Annotated in this window: 16 protein-coding genes; 7 read left to right on the top strand and 9 right to left on the bottom strand. The window is 68.8% G+C overall.

From position 1 onward, the window contains the following. The first annotated feature begins 35 nt into the window (after positions 1–35). The gene (locus ASG43_RS17975; RefSeq protein WP_056508027.1) at positions 36–1,097 is read left to right on the top strand and encodes a DUF2125 domain-containing protein; all 1,062 of its coding nucleotides are present in this window, start codon (positions 36–38) and stop codon (positions 1,095–1,097) included. A gap of 48 nt (positions 1,098–1,145) precedes the next feature. On the opposite strand, the gene ASG43_RS17970 is transcribed toward ASG43_RS17975, so the two are convergent. The 3 genes from ASG43_RS17970 to pheA all read right to left on the bottom strand — a co-directional run bounded on the left by ASG43_RS17970 (position 1,146) and on the right by pheA (position 4,092). Next, a complete protein-coding gene (locus ASG43_RS17970; RefSeq protein ID WP_056508025.1) occupies positions 1,146–2,099 on the bottom strand; it encodes a prephenate/arogenate dehydrogenase family protein in 954 nt (317 codons plus the stop codon). Next, entirely contained in the window at positions 2,096–3,211 is a 1,116-nt protein-coding gene (gene hisC, locus ASG43_RS17965; RefSeq protein WP_056508023.1) for a histidinol-phosphate transaminase, read from the bottom strand. The genes ASG43_RS17970 and hisC overlap by 4 nt, the downstream gene beginning before the upstream one ends. A gap of 74 nt (positions 3,212–3,285) precedes the next feature. Further along, the gene (gene pheA, locus ASG43_RS17960) at positions 3,286–4,092 is read right to left on the bottom strand and encodes a chorismate mutase (RefSeq protein WP_056508021.1); all 807 of its coding nucleotides are present in this window, start codon (positions 4,090–4,092) and stop codon (positions 3,286–3,288) included. A 217-nt stretch (positions 4,093–4,309) separates the two neighbouring features. On the opposite strand from pheA, the gene ASG43_RS17955 reads away from it, so the two are divergent. Beyond that, positions 4,310–5,494: a homoserine O-acetyltransferase gene (locus tag ASG43_RS17955; RefSeq protein WP_056508019.1), complete on the top strand. Its 1,185-nt coding sequence runs from the start codon at positions 4,310–4,312 to the stop codon at positions 5,492–5,494. Positions 5,495–5,498: 4 nt separating this feature from the next. Next, a complete protein-coding gene (gene metW, locus ASG43_RS17950; protein ID WP_056508017.1) occupies positions 5,499–6,155 on the top strand; it encodes a methionine biosynthesis protein MetW in 657 nt (218 codons plus the stop codon). Positions 6,156–6,226: 71 nt separating this feature from the next. On the opposite strand, the gene ASG43_RS17945 is transcribed toward metW, so the two are convergent. Then, positions 6,227–7,210 (bottom strand): aldo/keto reductase, encoded by a 984-nt coding sequence (locus ASG43_RS17945; RefSeq protein ID WP_056508015.1) that lies wholly within the window; start codon positions 7,208–7,210, stop codon positions 6,227–6,229. A 21-nt stretch (positions 7,211–7,231) separates the two neighbouring features. Next, entirely contained in the window at positions 7,232–8,056 is an 825-nt protein-coding gene (locus ASG43_RS17940) for a methyltransferase domain-containing protein (RefSeq protein WP_056508013.1), read from the bottom strand. A gap of 291 nt (positions 8,057–8,347) precedes the next feature. Between ASG43_RS17940 and gloB the strand changes: the two genes are divergently transcribed. Together gloB and ASG43_RS17930 are read left to right on the top strand one after the other, a co-directional pair. Next, a complete protein-coding gene (gene gloB / locus ASG43_RS17935; RefSeq protein ID WP_056508011.1) occupies positions 8,348–9,118 on the top strand; it encodes a hydroxyacylglutathione hydrolase in 771 nt (256 codons plus the stop codon). After that, the gene (locus tag ASG43_RS17930; RefSeq protein WP_056508009.1) at positions 9,118–9,570 is read left to right on the top strand and encodes a cupin domain-containing protein; all 453 of its coding nucleotides are present in this window, start codon (positions 9,118–9,120) and stop codon (positions 9,568–9,570) included. The genes gloB and ASG43_RS17930 overlap by 1 nt, the downstream gene beginning before the upstream one ends. A gap of 133 nt (positions 9,571–9,703) precedes the next feature. On the opposite strand, the gene ASG43_RS17925 is transcribed toward ASG43_RS17930, so the two are convergent. Then, the gene (locus ASG43_RS17925; protein WP_082491033.1) at positions 9,704–10,591 is read right to left on the bottom strand and encodes an EamA family transporter; all 888 of its coding nucleotides are present in this window, start codon (positions 10,589–10,591) and stop codon (positions 9,704–9,706) included. 79 nt (positions 10,592–10,670) lie between these two features. After that, positions 10,671–11,465 (bottom strand): DUF3108 domain-containing protein, encoded by a 795-nt coding sequence (locus tag ASG43_RS17920; protein WP_056508007.1) that lies wholly within the window; start codon positions 11,463–11,465, stop codon positions 10,671–10,673. Positions 11,466–11,710: 245 nt separating this feature from the next. On the opposite strand from ASG43_RS17920, the gene rpmB reads away from it, so the two are divergent. Together rpmB and ASG43_RS17910 are read left to right on the top strand one after the other, a co-directional pair. Continuing rightward, positions 11,711–12,013 (top strand): 50S ribosomal protein L28, encoded by a 303-nt coding sequence (gene rpmB, locus ASG43_RS17915; RefSeq protein WP_056508005.1) that lies wholly within the window; start codon positions 11,711–11,713, stop codon positions 12,011–12,013. 81 nt (positions 12,014–12,094) lie between these two features. Continuing rightward, positions 12,095–12,781, top strand: coding sequence for a queuosine precursor transporter (locus ASG43_RS17910; RefSeq protein WP_056508003.1), 687 nt, complete (start codon positions 12,095–12,097; stop codon positions 12,779–12,781). Positions 12,782–12,824: 43 nt separating this feature from the next. On the opposite strand, the gene ASG43_RS17905 is transcribed toward ASG43_RS17910, so the two are convergent. Together ASG43_RS17905 and cobT are read right to left on the bottom strand one after the other, a co-directional pair. Continuing rightward, positions 12,825–13,877, bottom strand: a complete 1,053-nt coding sequence (locus ASG43_RS17905; protein WP_244488154.1) for an esterase-like activity of phytase family protein — start codon at positions 13,875–13,877, stop codon at positions 12,825–12,827. Then, on the bottom strand, positions 13,874–15,787 hold the full coding sequence (gene cobT / locus ASG43_RS17900; protein ID WP_056507999.1) for a cobaltochelatase subunit CobT: 1,914 nt from the start codon (positions 15,785–15,787) through the stop codon (positions 13,874–13,876). The genes ASG43_RS17905 and cobT overlap by 4 nt, the downstream gene beginning before the upstream one ends. Positions 15,788–15,789: the final 2 nt, after the last annotated feature.

Raw genomic sequence — 15,789 nt, 5'->3', positions numbered from 1 at the left:
GCGGAGGTGAGCCGGCGCACAGAAAGGGAATGAGAATGCCCGCGTCAACTCTCAACGAACATCGCCGCACGCGCCGCGCCTTCCTCTGGATCGCGATCGTCGCGGTCCTCCTCTTCGCCGCGCTCTCCGCGGCCTGGTTCGTTCTGGCGCAACGGCTCGAGACCGCGACGAGCCAATGGCTGACGCGGTCCGCGCAGAGCGGCGTCCTCGTCTCCTGCGACAACCAGGATGTCTTCGGCTACCCGTTCCGGCTGGGAGTGCGCTGCGACGCCACCGGCGTCGACGCTGGGGCTGCCGGAACCACGCTGACGGCGGGCGCGCTTCGCACGGCCGGGCAGATCTATGACCCCACCCGCTTCGTCGCCGAACTCGACGGACCGCTCGTCGTCGATACGGCCGAGGCGCCGCCGCTCGACCTGCGCTGGCGCCTCGCGCAGGCGAGCGCCCATGTCTGGACGACCGGTCTCGATCGCCTGTCGCTGCTCGTCGAAGCGCCCGAGATCGCGCTGGCCGAGCCTGCCGCCGGCCGGCGGCCGCTGGCGCGCTCCGATCGCCTGGAAGCCCATGTCAGACGCCGCGGCGACGCGCTCGACATCGCGGTTTCCGATCGAGGGATCGTCATGCTGGAGCCGGCCCTGGCGGGCTTGCCGACCTTCGACGTCTCGGCCGACGCGAGCGTCGAGGGCGCCGCCGGCTGGTTGACCGGACAGGCGGGCGCGACGCTCGGCGAGGCGCTTGCCGGGAGAACCGGCACCATCCGCTCGCTGAAGATCGCGCTGGCTCCTCCCGGCGGCACGGGCGGCGCGTCGAACGCGGTGGCGGCTCCGGCGAGTGCCGAAATCTCGGGCCCGTTCCAGGTTTCGGCGGATCGGCGACTGTCCGGCAGCTTCGAGATCGCGCTGACCGATCCCGGCGCGATCGCTGCTCTGGTCGGCCGGCTGAACCCCGCCTTGGCGGGAACCGCCGGCACGGTCGCCTCCGCCGTCGGTTTCGCAGGCCGGACCGAAGGTGGGCGCACGCTGATCGACGTCACCGTCCGCGACGGTCAGGCGACGCTCGGCTTCGTTCCGCTCGGCACGATCCCGCCGCTGCGCTGAGCCCTTCCTTGTGTCGATCCCGGTCGATCGATCGTGACGGAAGGCCGGTCAGCCCTCCGGATGCGTCTCGTTCCAAGGGTCCTTGCGCACCTTCTGGCGACCGAAATTGGCCTCCTCGGTGTCCTGACCCGCTTCCACGATCGAACGGCGGATGGCCCGCGTGCGCGTGAAGAGATCGAACAGCGCGTCGCCGTCGCCCCAGCGGATCGCGCGCTGCAGCGAGGCGAGATCCTCCGAGAAGCGCGCGAGCATTTCCAGCACGGCCTCGCGATTGTTGAGGAAGATGTCGCGCCACATGGTCGGGTCGGAGGCCGCGATGCGCGTGAAGTCGCGAAAGCCGGAGGCCGAGAACTTGATCACCTCGGACCGCGTGACGGTCTCGAGATCGGCGGCCGTGCCGACGATGTTGTAGGCGATGAGATGCGGCACATGGCTGACGATGGCGAGGACGAGGTCGTGATGCTCGGCCGTCATCGTCTCGACGCGCGCCCCCGTCGCCTCCCAGAGGCGGCCGAGCCGGGCCGTCGCCTCCGGATCGGTGCCCTCGATCGGCGTCAGGATGGTCCAGCGGTTCTCGAAGAGTTCGAGGAAACCGGCGTCGGGGCCGGACTGCTCGGTGCCCGCGATCGGATGGGCCGGCACGAAGTGAACGCTGGAGGGGAGGTGAGGGCGCATGGCCTCGACGACGGAGGCCTTGACCGAGCCGACGTCCGACACGATCGCGCCGGCCTTCAGCGCGGGCGCGATGGCTTTGGCGATCTCGCCGCAGGCGCCGACCGGCACCGACAGGATCACGAGGTCCGCGTCCCGCACGGCTTCGGCCGCGTCGGCATGGAAGCTGTCGCCGAGGCCGAGCGCCTCGGCCCGTGCGAGCGTCGCGAGGCTGCGCGTCGCGATCGCGACATGATCGGCCAGCTTTCGGTCGCGAAGATTGATCGCGATCGACGAGCCGATGAGGCCGATGCCGATCAGCGCGACCTTTTTGAAGAGAGGATCGCTCATGCCGGGGCTTTCGTGCCGAGAAACTCGGCGAGCACAGCGACGACGCCCCGGCAGGCCGCTTCCGATCCGACCGTCAGCCGCAGCGCGTTCGGGAAGCCGTAGGACGTGACGCGCCGGAGGATGTAGCCGCGGTTGGTGAGGAACGCGTCGGCCTCGGCGGCGGTGCGACCGGGCTCGTCGGGAAAATGCACGAGCAGGAAGTTGCCGACGCTCGGCGTGACGTCGAGCCCGAGCGCGGACAGCTCCGCCGTGAGGAAGGCGAGCCACTCGGCGTTGTGACGGGCCGCGCTCTCGACATGGTTGCGGTCGCGGATCGCCGCCGCACCGGCCGCGATGGCCGGCGCGTTGATGTTGAAGGGTCCGCGGATGCGGTTCAGCGCGTCGACGATCGGTTCGGGTGCGTACATCCAGCCGATCCGCAGCGCGGCGAGGCCGTGGATCTTCGAGAAGGTCCGCGTCATCACGACGTTCGCGTTGGCCGAGACGAGTTCGACGCCCGCCCCGTAATCGTTCCGCGCGACATATTCCGCATAGGCGGCGTCGAGAACGAGGATGACGTGGGACGGCAGCCCGCGATGCAGCCGCCGCACCTCGTCGTAGGAGAGATAGGTCCCGGTCGGGTTGTTGGGATTGGCGAGGAAGACGAGCTTCGTCTTCTCCGTCACGCGCGACAGGATCGCGTCGACATCGGCGCGGCGATCCGTCTCCGGCGCCACGACCGGGGTCGCCCCGTTCGCGCGGATGTAGATGTCGTAGACGAGAAAGCCGTGCTCGGTGTGGATCGCCTCGTCGCCGGCGCTGAGATAGGCCGCGCAGAGAAGGCCGAGCAACTCGTCCGATCCGTTGCCGCAGAGGATGTTCGCCGCGTTCAGGCCCTGCGTCTCCGCGATGGCGGCCTTGAGCGTGCTCGCCTGCCCGTCCGGATAGAGTTCGAGATCGGAGGCCGCCGCGATCATCGCCTCGCGCGCACGGGGGGAGGGGCCGAGCGGGGTCTCGTTGGAGGACAGCTTGTGGAGCTTCACGCCGGCCGGCGCCTGGCTCTTGCCGGGAACATAGGCCTCGATGTCGAGGACGCCCTTCTTGGGAACCGGTCGTGCGGCTTGGCTGACCATCGCTCTGTCATCCTCGGGGAGGTTGGAAAGATCGCGCCTCGAACCCCTCAGGCGCCCGTGCTGCCTCAGGCGCTTCAGGCGCCCGTGCTGAGGGGTGCCGCATAGCCGCCGACCGAGCGGATGTCGAGCCCGGCCGGCCCGGCGCGATCGAGAAGTGCGGCGGCGCTTTCGACCGCGACGAGGCGGGAGCATCGAGCGCCTTCGCAAAGCTCCGTGATGGTCTCGGACCGAAGTCCCTCCAGCGCGGCGGCGATCCGGTCGGCGGGACCGTCGAGCGCGAGGCAGGAGACCTCGAAGGGAACGGGATCGGCCAGCGGCGGGGCGAGGACGAGCGCGGGGAAGGCCGCCTCCCGTCGGCTCGCCTGGAGGAAGGGAAGGCGGGCGACGACCTGCGTCTTGCCGAGCTGGCGCCACCAGGCGCCGGCGCTCTCGCCGAGTAGGACGATGCCGAGCCGGTCGTCGCCGCCCTCTTCCATCCAGGCGACGACGGCGTCCGCCGTGTCGAGAACGCTCAGCGGAACCGAGAAGCCGAAGGTGAAGCGCGCGGCGTCGACGGCTTCCGTCCATCCGCCGCCGCGCGAGACCGCGACCTCGAACGGCGCCTGGAGGGCGGTGAAGGTGGAGATGATCTCGCGCCAGAGATGCTCGACGGCGGTGAGCGGAAGATGGCCCGCATGGCGGGCCGCCAGCCGCCGCATCATGTCGGCCTCGCGCCCCGGCCGGAAGGCGGCGCCGCTCCGGGCCGTGCCCTTCACCTCGATCAGTTCGTCGATCACGGTCGCGCGCTGCATCAGGAGCCGATGCACGGACTCGTCGATGGCATCGATCTTGGCGCGCAGTTCCGCAAGCCTCGAAGGATCACCAAGCGTCGCAGCCGTCATTCCAGCACCTTTTGCTCTTCTTCGGGGGCGTTCTAGCGGGGCCGCGTGCGACTTGCAAAGCCGATGGAGCCGGGCGCAAACCTTGCATCGTTTCGAGGCGTGTGGTGATTGCGTCTGGAAAATCGCATAGAAAAGCCGACATCGGCGGACGGACGGCCGCGTTGCCGCCACCCGGCATGCCATCCCTCATCCGCCGCCTTCTCATCCAAAGACGATCATGACCATCAGCGCCGCCATCACGAGAGACGAGATCGAGGATGCCGCGACGCGCGAGGCGCGCCAGCCGTCGAGCCTCGTCGCGCGCTTCGGCCCGGACGAGCCGCTGCGCCTCGACGCCGGCCGCGAGCTCTCGCCCTTCCAGATCGCCTACACCACGGCCGGCACGCTGAACGCCGACCGGTCCAACGCCATCTACGTCTGCCACGCCCTGACCGGCGACCAGTATTGCGCGAGCACCAACCCGGTGACGGGCAAGCCCGGTTGGTGGTCCTCGCTGATCGGGCCGGGCAAGCCGATCGACACCAACCGCTTCTTCGTCGTCTGCTCCAACGTCATCGGCGGCTGCATGGGCTCGACCGGGCCGGCCTCGATCGATCCCGCGACCGGCGAGCCCTACGGCCTCGACCTGCCGGTTCTCACCATCGGCGACATGGTGCGGGCTCAGGCCATGCTCATCGACCGCCTCGGCATCGACACGCTTTTCGCCGTCATCGGCGGTTCGATGGGCGGCATGCAGGTCCTGCAATGGGCGGTGAGCTATCCGGACCGCGTCTTCGCGGCCCTTCCGATCGCGACCGGCGCACGCCATTCCTCCCAGAACATCGCTTTCCACGAGGTCGGGCGACAGGCCGTCATGGCCGATCCGGACTGGCGGGGCGGGCGCTACATCGTGGAGGGCACGCGGCCGCACAAGGGCCTCGCCGTGGCCCGCATGGCCGCGCACGTCACCTATCTCTCGGAAGCCGCGCTCCAGCGTAAGTTCGGCCGCAACCTCCAGGATCGCCAGTCGCTCGGCTTCGGCTTCGACGCCGACTTCCAGATCGAGAGCTATCTGCGCCACCAGGGCATGACCTTCGTCGACCGGTTCGACGCCAATTCCTATCTCTACATGACCCGCGCGATGGACTATTTCGACATTGCGGACGGCTATGGCGGCCGATTGGCGGAGGCGTTCCGAAACACCCAGACGCGCTTCTGCCTCGTGTCCTTCTCCTCCGACTGGCTCTTCCCGACCGAGGAGAACCGGGCGGTCGTCCATGCTCTCAATGCGGCGGCGGCCTCCGTGTCCTTCGTCGAGATCGAGACCGACCGGGGCCACGACGCCTTCCTCCTGGAAGAGCCGGAATTCTTCGGCGCCATGAACGGCTTCATCGCTTCGGCGGCGCGCTTGCGGAGGCTCTGAGGCGATGGCGATTCAAACCGAGCCCGTGCCGACGACCGCGAGCGTTGCCTCGGCCGACGCCGCGCAGCGCATCGATCTCCAGGTCATCGCCGATCTCGTCGAGCCCGGCAGCCGGGTGCTCGATGTCGGCTGCGGCGACGGATCTCTGCTTCAACTCCTGGAACAGCGCCGCCGCGTCGACGGGCGCGGCATCGAACTCTCGCAGGTCGGCGTCAACGAATGCGTCGCGCGGGGCCTGTCGGTGATCCAGGGCGACGCGGATCGTGACCTCGTCCACTATCCGGACGGCGCCTTCGACTACGTGATCCTGTCGCAGACGATCCAGGCGACGCGCAACCCGAAGATCGTGTTGGGCGAACTCCTGCGCATCGGCCGGCGCGCCATCGTCTCCTTCCCCAATTTCGGCCACTGGTCGATCCGCCTCGCCCTCGGCTTCAAGGGCCGCATGCCGGTGACGCGCAACATCTCCTATGCCTGGTACGAGACGCCGAACATCCACTTCTGCACGATGCGCGACTTCGTCGAGCTCTCGCACGAGATCGGCGCCACCATCGAGACCGCGGCCGCGATCAACGCCACGGGGCAGAAGATGGGCATGCAGATGCCCTGGGCCTTCTGGAATCTCTTCGGCCAGCAGGGCGTGTTCGTCCTGAAGCGCTGACCCGCGTCAACGCGGCTCGGTGAGGACGACGGCGACGAGCGCCGGGCGCTCGGCCTCCGCTCCGCCGATCCCTAGAGCCCCACAGCCTTCATGCCCGCTTCCGGGTAGCGCTGGCCGGCGACGGCATCGCGCGTGAAGGCCGCCTCCAGTTCCTCGATGTCGGCGGCCGACAGGACGACGTCCGCGCCGGCGGCGTTCTGTTCGAGATAGGCGATCCGCTTGGTGCCGGGGATCGGGACGATGTCCTCGCCCTTCGCCAGAACCCAGGCGAGCGCGACCTGCGAGGCCGAGACGCCGTTCTTGGCCGCGATCGATTCCACCAGCGCGACGAGCTTCAGGTTGCGGTCGAAATTCTCCTTGGAGAAGCGCGGCGATCCCTTCCGGAAGTCGCCTTCGTCGAGATCCTCGGGCCGCTTGAAGCGCCCGGTGAGGAAACCGCGGCCGAGCGGCGAATAGGGCACGAAGCCGATGCCGAGCTCGCGGATCGTCGGCAGGATCTCATCCTCCGGATCGCGGCTCCAAAGCGAATACTCGGTCTGCAGCGCGGCGATCTTGTGCTCCTTGTGCGCGCGCCGGATCGTCTCCGGCCCCGCCTCGGACAGCCCGAGATGATGGACCTTTCCGGCGCGGACGAGATCGCCCATGGCGCCGACCGTTTCCTCGATCGGAACGGTCGGGTCGACGCGGTGCTGGTAGTAGAGGTCGATCGCCTCGACGCCGAGCCGCTTCAGGCTGGCGTCGCAGGCGCTCTTCACATAGTCGGGCCGGCCGTTGATGCCGAGCCGCTCGCCTTTCGGCCCCCGCACGTTGCCGAACTTCGTGGCGAGCACCACCTCGTCTCGCCGGCCCTTGATGGCGCGGCCGACGAGCTCCTCGTTGCGCCCGACGCCGTACATGTCGGCCGTGTCGAGGAAGGAGATGCCGAGGTCGAGGGCGCGATGGATCACTGCCGCGGATTCCGCATCGTCGCCCGTGCCGTAGAACTCGGACATGCCCATGCAGCCGAGGCCGATCCGGGATACGGCGAGCGTGCCGCCGAGAGTGCGCGTCTTCATGGATCGAACCTTCCGGGATGGTTATGGCAGGCGAGAAGATAGGCCGTCCCGGCGCGGCGTCACCCTTGCAGCGGGCGAGAGGGACGCGGGTCCGCCGCCGGGACCTGCCCGATGGGCGCCGGCGCCCTGCGGCACGAGCACCGGCCGAACGAGACGGCGTCGTTCGCGCGAGGTGCTGGCGACCGGCACGCCGCGATAGACGTGCTTGGTGGCGACGATGACCACGACGCCGGCGAAGACGGGCCAGGCGCGCCGCCCGATCCGCTCCAGCGGCCCGGCCAACGAGAAGAGCGAGCGGCGGCGGAAGGGCGGGAACAGCAGCGCTTCCGACCAGGCGGAGGGCGTGAACATCGCCTCCCGCATCAGGCGCGAGAGCTGGCCGCGAGACCAGGGTCGCCCCGAGCCGAAGGGCGTGTGCTCGAACCGTGTCCAGAGCCCCCGCCGGTTGGGAACCACGACGACGACCGAGCCGCCGGGCGCGAGCACGCGCCACGCCTCGGTCAGCATGTCGAGCGGACTTTCCGCGAATTCCAGCGCGTGGACCATCAGGAGCCGGTCGATGGAGGCGTCGCCGAGCGGCAGGTCCTCGGCCCCGACCAGCGCGGTCCGGGACGGTGCACCGATCGGCCAGCCGACGGCGCCCTGCGTCGCCGGCATGAAGGCGAGCGTTCTCTCGCAATCCGCGCCGAAACGGTCGAGATAGGGAAGCGTATAGCCGAGGCCGAGAAGCCGCTCCTCCGAGATCGGCTGCCAGAGCGGCGTCAGAGCGGACGCGATCGCGCGGGCCGCCGCGAAGCCGAGCGGGGAGGCGTAGAACTCGCGAAGATCCACGATGTCGGAATTCATGCTCAGGACGTGACGTCTCCGCTGGCCTGCCTCGAAGTCGCCAGTCTATCTCGGGCGGGCCACCCTCCGATAGGACAATCCGTCGGGCGAACCGCTTCCCCGCAAGCCGGCGGGCCGGGATGCGACCCGGCCGGGTCTCCCCGGCGGCCCACGCCGCCCTACCTCGGGTGTCGCGGGGTCATCGCGAGGCCGCCGAGCGCAGAGACGGAACGCGACCGCCGGCCGCGTCTCGAACGCGACCAGCGGCCGCCCCTTCGCATCGCGGCCGTCGCCCATCATTCGGAGGCTTTCTTGCCCGACATCCAGATCCGTCAGTTCCTCTGCCGCACCGACAATTTCGGCGTGCTCGTCCACGATCCCTCCAGCGGCTCGACCATCGCCATCGACGCGCCGGAGGAGGGGCCGATCCGCAAGGCTCTGGAGGCCGAAGGCTGGACGCTCAGCCATATCCTGACGACGCATCACCACCCCGATCACGTCGAGGCCAACGAAGCCCTGAAGGCGGCCCATGGCGTCGAGATCGTCGGTCCCGTGAAGGAGAGGGCGAAGATCCCCGGCATCGATCGCACCGTCACGGGTGGCGATCGCTTCGCGATCGGCGCGGTCGAGATCGAGGTGATCGACACGCCCGGTCACACGCTCGGCGAGGTCTCCTACCATCTGCCCGGCGCGAAGGCGCTGTTTGCCGCGGATGCCTTGTTCTCGCTCGGTTGCGGCCGGATCTTCGAGGGCACGCCCGCCATGCTCTGGGAATCGCTGCAGCGCCTGCGCGCGCTTCCCGACGACACGATGCTCTATTGCGGGCACGAATACACCACGACGAACGCGCGCTTCGCCATCGACGTCGATCCCGGCAACACGGCGCTGCGCAACCGGGTCGAGGAGGTCGAGCGCTTGCGCATCGCCGGCCGGCCGACGCTTCCCGTTTCGCTCGGACAGGAGAAGCGAACCAATCCCTTCCTCCGGGCCGACGATCCTGATCTGATGGCCGAACTCGGCATGACGGGGGCCGACCCCGCCGAGGTATTCGCCGCATTGCGTGAGAAAAGGAATGGATACTGATGAGCTCCGCAGCCCTGTCGATCGTCAAGCGCTTTGGCCTGAAGCCCCATCCGGAAGGCGGCTGGTATCGCGAAAGCTTCCGTGACGAGGCGCTCGACGAAACGGGACGTCCGCGCTCGACGGCGATCTACTACATGCTGGAAGCCGGTGAGACCTCCGAATGGCATCGCGTCACCGACGCGGCCGAGGTTTGGCATTATTACGCCGGGGCGCCGCTCGTGATCACGCTGTCGCCGAACGGTCATGACGCCTCCGCGCATCGGCTCGGACCCGATCTCGGCGCCGGAGAGGAGCCGCAGATCGTCGTGCCCGCCGGTTGCTGGCAGACGGCGACGACGCTCGGCGCCTACACGCTTGTCGGCTGCACGGTCGCTCCCGGTTTCCGCTTCGAGAGCCTCGAATTGGCGCCGAAGGACTGGCGTCCGACGCCGCGTCGAGCATCCGGCGGCTGACGCTCCCGCGATGGCGCGTCCATGGCGTCGCGATTCCGCGCAGGACGACGTGGACGGAGACGACAATGACTGTCTGCGCAAGGGGGGCCGGACGAGTGTCCGCCCTCCGGCCTTCGGGAGAGCCGCCTGAGCGTCAGCTCTCCCGGCCGATCCATCGGCGAAACAGCGGCAGCGCGGCCAGGACCGCGCCCGCGGTGATGAGGAGGGCGGCGCCGAGGATGGGCGCGCTGAAGGCGGCCTCTCCGGCCAGGATCAGCACCAGCGTCGAGAGAAGCGGCGCTGCGTAGCTCGCGGCCCCGAGAACCTGGATGTCGCCGCGCTTCACGCCATGATCCCAGACATAGAAGGCCGCGCCGACGGGCAGGAGGCCGAGAAGGACGATCGCGGTCCATTGCGAGCTCCCGGCCGGCCAGACCGTCTCCTCGATCGCGAGATGGACGAGCGCCGAGAGAAGGGCGGTCGCCGCGCAGAAGCCCGCCACGATCTCGCTGGGAACCGTGCCGAGGCGACGCGACAGCAGCGAATAGCCGGACCAGAAGAGCGCGCAGAGCGCGGCGAGGCCGTAGCCGAGGGCGTGCTGCGACGAGAAGCCGATACCGTCCCCGCTGCGCGCGACGATGATGAGCGCGGCACCGGACAGCCCGAGAACCGCGCCCGCCAGATGGAACCAGCGCAGGCGCTCGCCCGGCAGAAGCGCCGAGCCCAGCACGATGAGAAGCGGCCAGAGATAGGCGATGAGGCTCGCCTCGGCGGCCGGCGCGGCCCGCAATGCCGCGAAATAGAGGGCATGATACCCGAAGAGGCCGCCGATCCCGAGCGCCCAGACCGCGGGGCGCTGACGGAAGACCTCTAAGATCGGCCGCTCGCCGCGGCGCATGGCGAGCCAAGCGAGGCCGACGAGCGTTCCCAACGAGAAGGTCATCGCGTTCATCTGGAACGGGGGAACCGCGCCGCTCCGCGCGGTGAGCATGGCGAGAAGCGACCACATGAGGATCGCGGAGAAACCGAAAAGCGTCGCCAAGGGATAGACACCGATCCGCCGGAGGAGGGGTGGCCGGCCTATACGGGCCGCCGGCCCCTCGGGTCAAACCGGCGGTGGATCAGCTCTTGGCGAAGACCGAGGCACGCAGCGTCAAGGGGCCGATCTCCGTCGGGATCTTGGCGTAGACGGGTGCGAAGATGCCGGTCGAACCGATGGGCGCGAACCAGAGCTCGATCGTCTGACTCTGGATGAACTTCACGCCCTTGGAGGTCGCGCGGTAGCCGCTGACCGGCTTGACCCGGACGTTGCAGGCGATGGCGTCGCCCTCGAAACCCTCGGTGCGGAAAGGTCGGGTGCCGTTCGGCGACAGCTGCAGGTCGAGCCGCGACCAGCCGTCGAAGAAGGGCAGCGTGCGCGAACAGACGGAGTCCGGCGTGCCATCGGCCTTGATCATCAGGCCGCTCAGGGGATCGACCACCGAGCGGAGCTGCGCGGGCTTCACCGGCACGTAATCGGCCTTCGGCTTGGTGATCTTCGGCGCGACGTCGGACGTCCGGACCCGACCGCTTTCGAAGGCGACGTTGCTGGAATAGGAGCGCTTGTCGCTGGAATAGGCGAGGGCGTAGCGCTCGGCATGGATCTTGTCGCCGCGGATGCGCCCGGACACGGTGCTGGAGCCCGCCGTCTTGGACACGATGTCGGCAAGCCCGGTGGAGGACAGCGTGCCTTTGACGGCGAATCGATTGCCGTCGATGGTGGTGTCGAAGGATGCCCGGCCGACGGGAAGACCGATCAGCGAGACGCTGTACTGGGACGTCATCGCCTGAGCCTTCGCGTCGCCGGCAGAAAACGGAGACAAGGCGAGGGTCGTGGCAAGAACGAGGCCGCCGAGCGTCGACGTCAGGTGACTCATGGTTCGCTTTCCGCTGGATCGACGCCGGGAATCAGTCCGGCCTTCGGCCAATCTAGCAGCGAATGGGGCCGAAATCCGTTGAAAGGCCAGCCGTCTCGCCGCACGCCCGTCACGCCTGGTTGACCGCGCGAGGCATGGGGACTATAGAGCGGACCGATTTCCGATCATGCCTCGTGGATGGTGATCGCTCCGGTCCATTGCCGGAAGCGCGCTGCGGTGGCTCAGTTCAACGAAAAGGGTGTCTCATGTCGCGCGTTTGCGAATTGACCGGCAAGGCCGTCCAGTACGGCAACAATGTCAGCCACGCGAACAACAAGACGCGTCGCCGGTTCCTGCCGAACCTGTCGAACGTCACGCTGATCTCCGACGCCCTCGGCCAGCGGTTCCGCATTCGCGTTTCGGCCTCGGGCCTGCGCTCGGTCGAGCACCGCGGCGGTCTCGACGCGTTTCTGATGAAGGCCGACGAAGCCGAGCTGTCGCAGCGTGCGCGCCTCCTGAAGCGCCAGATCGCCAAGAAGATCGCGGCCGAGGCCCCGACCGCCGCCTGAGACCTGTCTGAGGTTCACGGCTTTCTCGAACCGGGGGGCGTCTGCTCCCGGTTTTCTGGTTCCATCACCCAGGTTAAAAAAATGACCATGCGATTGCTGGCGCTGCCTGTGGCGGCGATGACGCTCATCGTCGTCGCGTCGAACATCCTCGTGCAGTTCCCGGTCTCCGGCTCGATCGGCTCTGTCGCCCTCGGCGACATCCTGACCTGGGGCGCCTTCACCTATCCCTTCGCCTTTCTCGTGACGGACCTGACGAATCGCCGCTTCGGCCCGAAGCGGGCGCGCCGCGTCGTCTATGCGGGATTCGCCGCGGCGATCCTGGCCTCGCTCGTCGCGCCGCCGGTTCTCCATGCCCTGGGGCTTCTCGAGTTCGCGGCGACGGGGCAGAGGCTCCTGCGCATCGCACTGGCCTCCGGCACGGCCTTCCTCGCCGCGCAGCTCTTCGACATCCTCGTCTTCAACCGGCTGCGCCAGCAGTCCTGGTGGCGCGCACCGGCCTTCGCGTCGCTGGCGGGCTCCGTGGTGGACACGCTGACCTTCTTCACCGTCGCCTTCGCCCCGGCCTTCGTCGCCATCGGCCCGAACGACGGCTTCTCCCTGGAGATCGCCCCGCTGCTCGGCGCCTTCGCGCTCGACGCGCCGCGCTGGGTGTCCTGGGCGCTCGGTGACTTCGGCGTGAAGCTGGTCATCGCGGTCGTCGCCTTGGTGCCGTACCGCGTCCTGATGAACCGCCTGATGCCCTATCGCCCGGGCTTGACCGCCGCCTGAGCGCTGTGCCGGCAGCGGCACGGAACCGGCAGGCTCCGCGGCCTCAATCCGGCGGACCCTCGGCCGTCCGGTCGTTCAACCGGAATTCCAGGAACAGGTTGCGCTGGAAGTAGGAGCCGTTGTCGTCGGACACGATCGTGAGATAGGTCGAACCGTCCGCGCCGACGGAGGCATCGAGCCCTTCCATATTGTCGATCTCCTGCGAGAGATCCGCCTCGATCAGGACCGGGCCGTCGACGAGGGCGCCCGGCCGGAGGGCCGAGCCCTTGATGCGCCGAAGGCGCATGCCGACCCGGCCGAAGCCCTCGTAGCGCCGCTCCAGGAGAACGAGATCCCCGTCCGGCAGGAAAGCGCCGTCGGTGACATTCCAGGGCGCCTGCCGTTTCACCTTGAAGACGCCGCCCTTCGGGCCGAGGATCGCGGCGAAGAGGTTCCCGGCCTCGTCCAGCGACTGCTCCGTCACGACCACCGTCCGTCCGTCTCGCGGCGAGACCGCGATCGTCTCCATGCCGGCATTGGACCGAAGCTCGACCCGCGGGATCGGCGCGGGCAACGTGCTGCGCGGGCGCTCGGAAGGCATGTCGGACCATTCAGCGGGCAGATCGAAGCTTTCGATGCGCGGCGTCCGCTCGAAGGAGACGAGCACGCGGTCTCGTCCGACGCCGAGACCCTCGGCGTCGGCATCGCCCTTCTTCTTCACACGCGGCGAGCCGTCGGCGCCGAGAATCGGCGCGAGAACCGCCTTGTCGATGCCGACCGGGCGACCCGCTTGGTCCCGCCGCACCTCGCCGGTGAACCAGTATCCGGTGTCCGTGACCGCGAGGAACCGCGAGCGATCGGACGCCAACCGGATCGAGGACACGCCCATCAGGCGGGGATCGGAGGATGCGTAGGAAAAGCCGCCGACATAGTCGAGCGATCCGAACCGCTGCGCCTCCTCCCGCACGTCGAAACGCGGCAGCACCGACGAGCGGATGACGGGTTCGCCCTCCGTCGCGTCGGCGCCGCTGCCGGAAACGCCGACGAGCGCCAAGAGGGCGACGCCGAGAAGGGGCATGCGCGCCAGGAACCGGCGCCGCCGCTTCGCAGGGCTCAACGGCCCGCCCCGGCGGACCTTCGCCGGGAGGGACGGCGCGCCGACGACGAGCCCTGGTCCTCGAAGAGGTCGGCCAATTGCTCCGTCATCGCGCCGGCCAGTTCCTCGGCGTCGACGATCGTCACGGCGCGGCGATAGTAGCGCGTGACGTCATGACCGATGCCGATGGCGAGAAGCTCCACGGGCGAACGCGTCTCGATCTCCTCGATCACCATGCGCAGGTGCTTCTCGAGATAATTGCCGGGATTGACCGACAACGTGGAATCGTCGACGGGCGCACCGTCCGAGATCATCATCAGGATGCGCCGCTGCTCGGGCCGCGCGAGCAGACGATTGTGGGCCCAGATCAGCGCCTCGCCGTCGATGTTCTCCTTGAGGAGACCCTCGCGCATCATCAGGCCGAGATTGCGCCGGGCGCGGCGCCAGGGGGCATCGGCCGACTTATAGACGATGTGGCGCAGGTCGTTGAGCCGGCCGGGCTTCTGCGGCTTGCCCGCCTTCAGCCAGGCTTCGCGCGCCTGACCGCCCTTCCAGGCGCGCGTGGTGAACCCGAGCACCTCGACCTTCACGCCGCAGCGCTCCAGCGTTCGCGCCAGGATGTCCGCGCAGGTCGCGGCCACCGTGATCGGCCGACCGCGCATCGATCCGGAATTGTCGATGAGCAGCGTCACGATCGTGTCGCGGAAGGCGGTGTCGCGCTCCTGCTTGTAGGAGAGCGGCTGCATCGGGTCGGTGACGAGCCGCGTCAGCCGCGCGGAGTCGAGGTAGCCTTCCTCGAGATCGAAGTCCCAGGAGCGGTTCTGCTGCGCCATGAGCTTGCGCTGCAGGCGGTTGGCGAGCCGCCCGACGACGCTGTGAAGGGTCGTCAGCTGCTTGTCGAGGAAAGCCCTGAGCCGATCGAGTTCGGCCTCGTCGCACAGGTCCTCGGCGCCCACCATCTCGTCGAAGGCGGTGGAGAAGACGCGGTAATCCCGGTCCGGATCCTGGTTGGACAGCGCCTGGTTCGGCCGACGCGACTCGCCGGGCGTCTCGGAATCCTCGCTCTCGTCGTCGACGGGATCGTCGGCGGTCACCTCCGATTCCTCGGCCTCCGCCGTGTCCTCGCTCTCGCCTTCGCTTTCGGCTTCCTCGGCCTGCGCGTCCTCGGCGCCGGACTCCTTCTCGGATCCGTCGGCCTCGTTGTCGCGGTTCTGGTTGTCGCCGGCTTCGTCCTCGTCGCTGGACTCGTCGTCCTCGGCTTCCTGGCCGAGCTCCTCGGCCATGTCCATGGAGGCGAGAACATCGCGGAGCGCACGGGCGAAGGCGCGCTGGTCGTCGAGCTTCTCGCCCAATCGTTCGAGCTTGGCGCCCGCCTTGTCCTCGATCCAGTCGCGCCAGACGTCGACCAGCGCTTCGGCGCTCTTGGGTACGGGCCGACCGGTCAGGCGCTCGCGCACGATGAGGGCGACCGCGTCTTCGAGCGGCGCTTCCGCGCGGTCGGTGACGTCGGAAAGGTTGGAGCGGAAATACTTGTCTTCCAGCATCGAGGCGAGATTGTCGCCGACGCCGAGCATCGCATTGGCGCCGATCGCCTCGACGCGGGCCTGCTCGACCGCATCGAAGACGGCGCGCGCGCCGCGCCCTTCCGGGCAGAGCGTCGCATGCACCTTCACGTCGTGCCGCGCGCGGCGCAGCGCCATGGCGTCGGAAAGGCCGCGCGTCACGGCCACGTCGTTCTTCGAGGCGCGTTTGGGCAGATCCGGCAGGCGCGCGCGCGGACCCGTCAGGCCCGGCCGCTCGTTGCCGTAGGTCACTTCGAGGTCCCGGTCGCCCGCGATGGCGCGCATGCAGCCGGCGACGGCCCGCCGGAACGGCTCGCGGTCGGGCGCGCCTTTCGCGCCGGGCTTGGAATTGTCGCCGATGCGGGCCAAGG

Source organism: Aureimonas sp. Leaf454, from assembly GCF_001424685.1.
GTDB lineage: Bacteria > Pseudomonadota > Alphaproteobacteria > Rhizobiales > Rhizobiaceae > Plantimonas.
The sequence above is the reverse complement of the archived record's forward strand: the minus strand, read 5'-3'. Positions and strand labels throughout refer to the sequence as shown.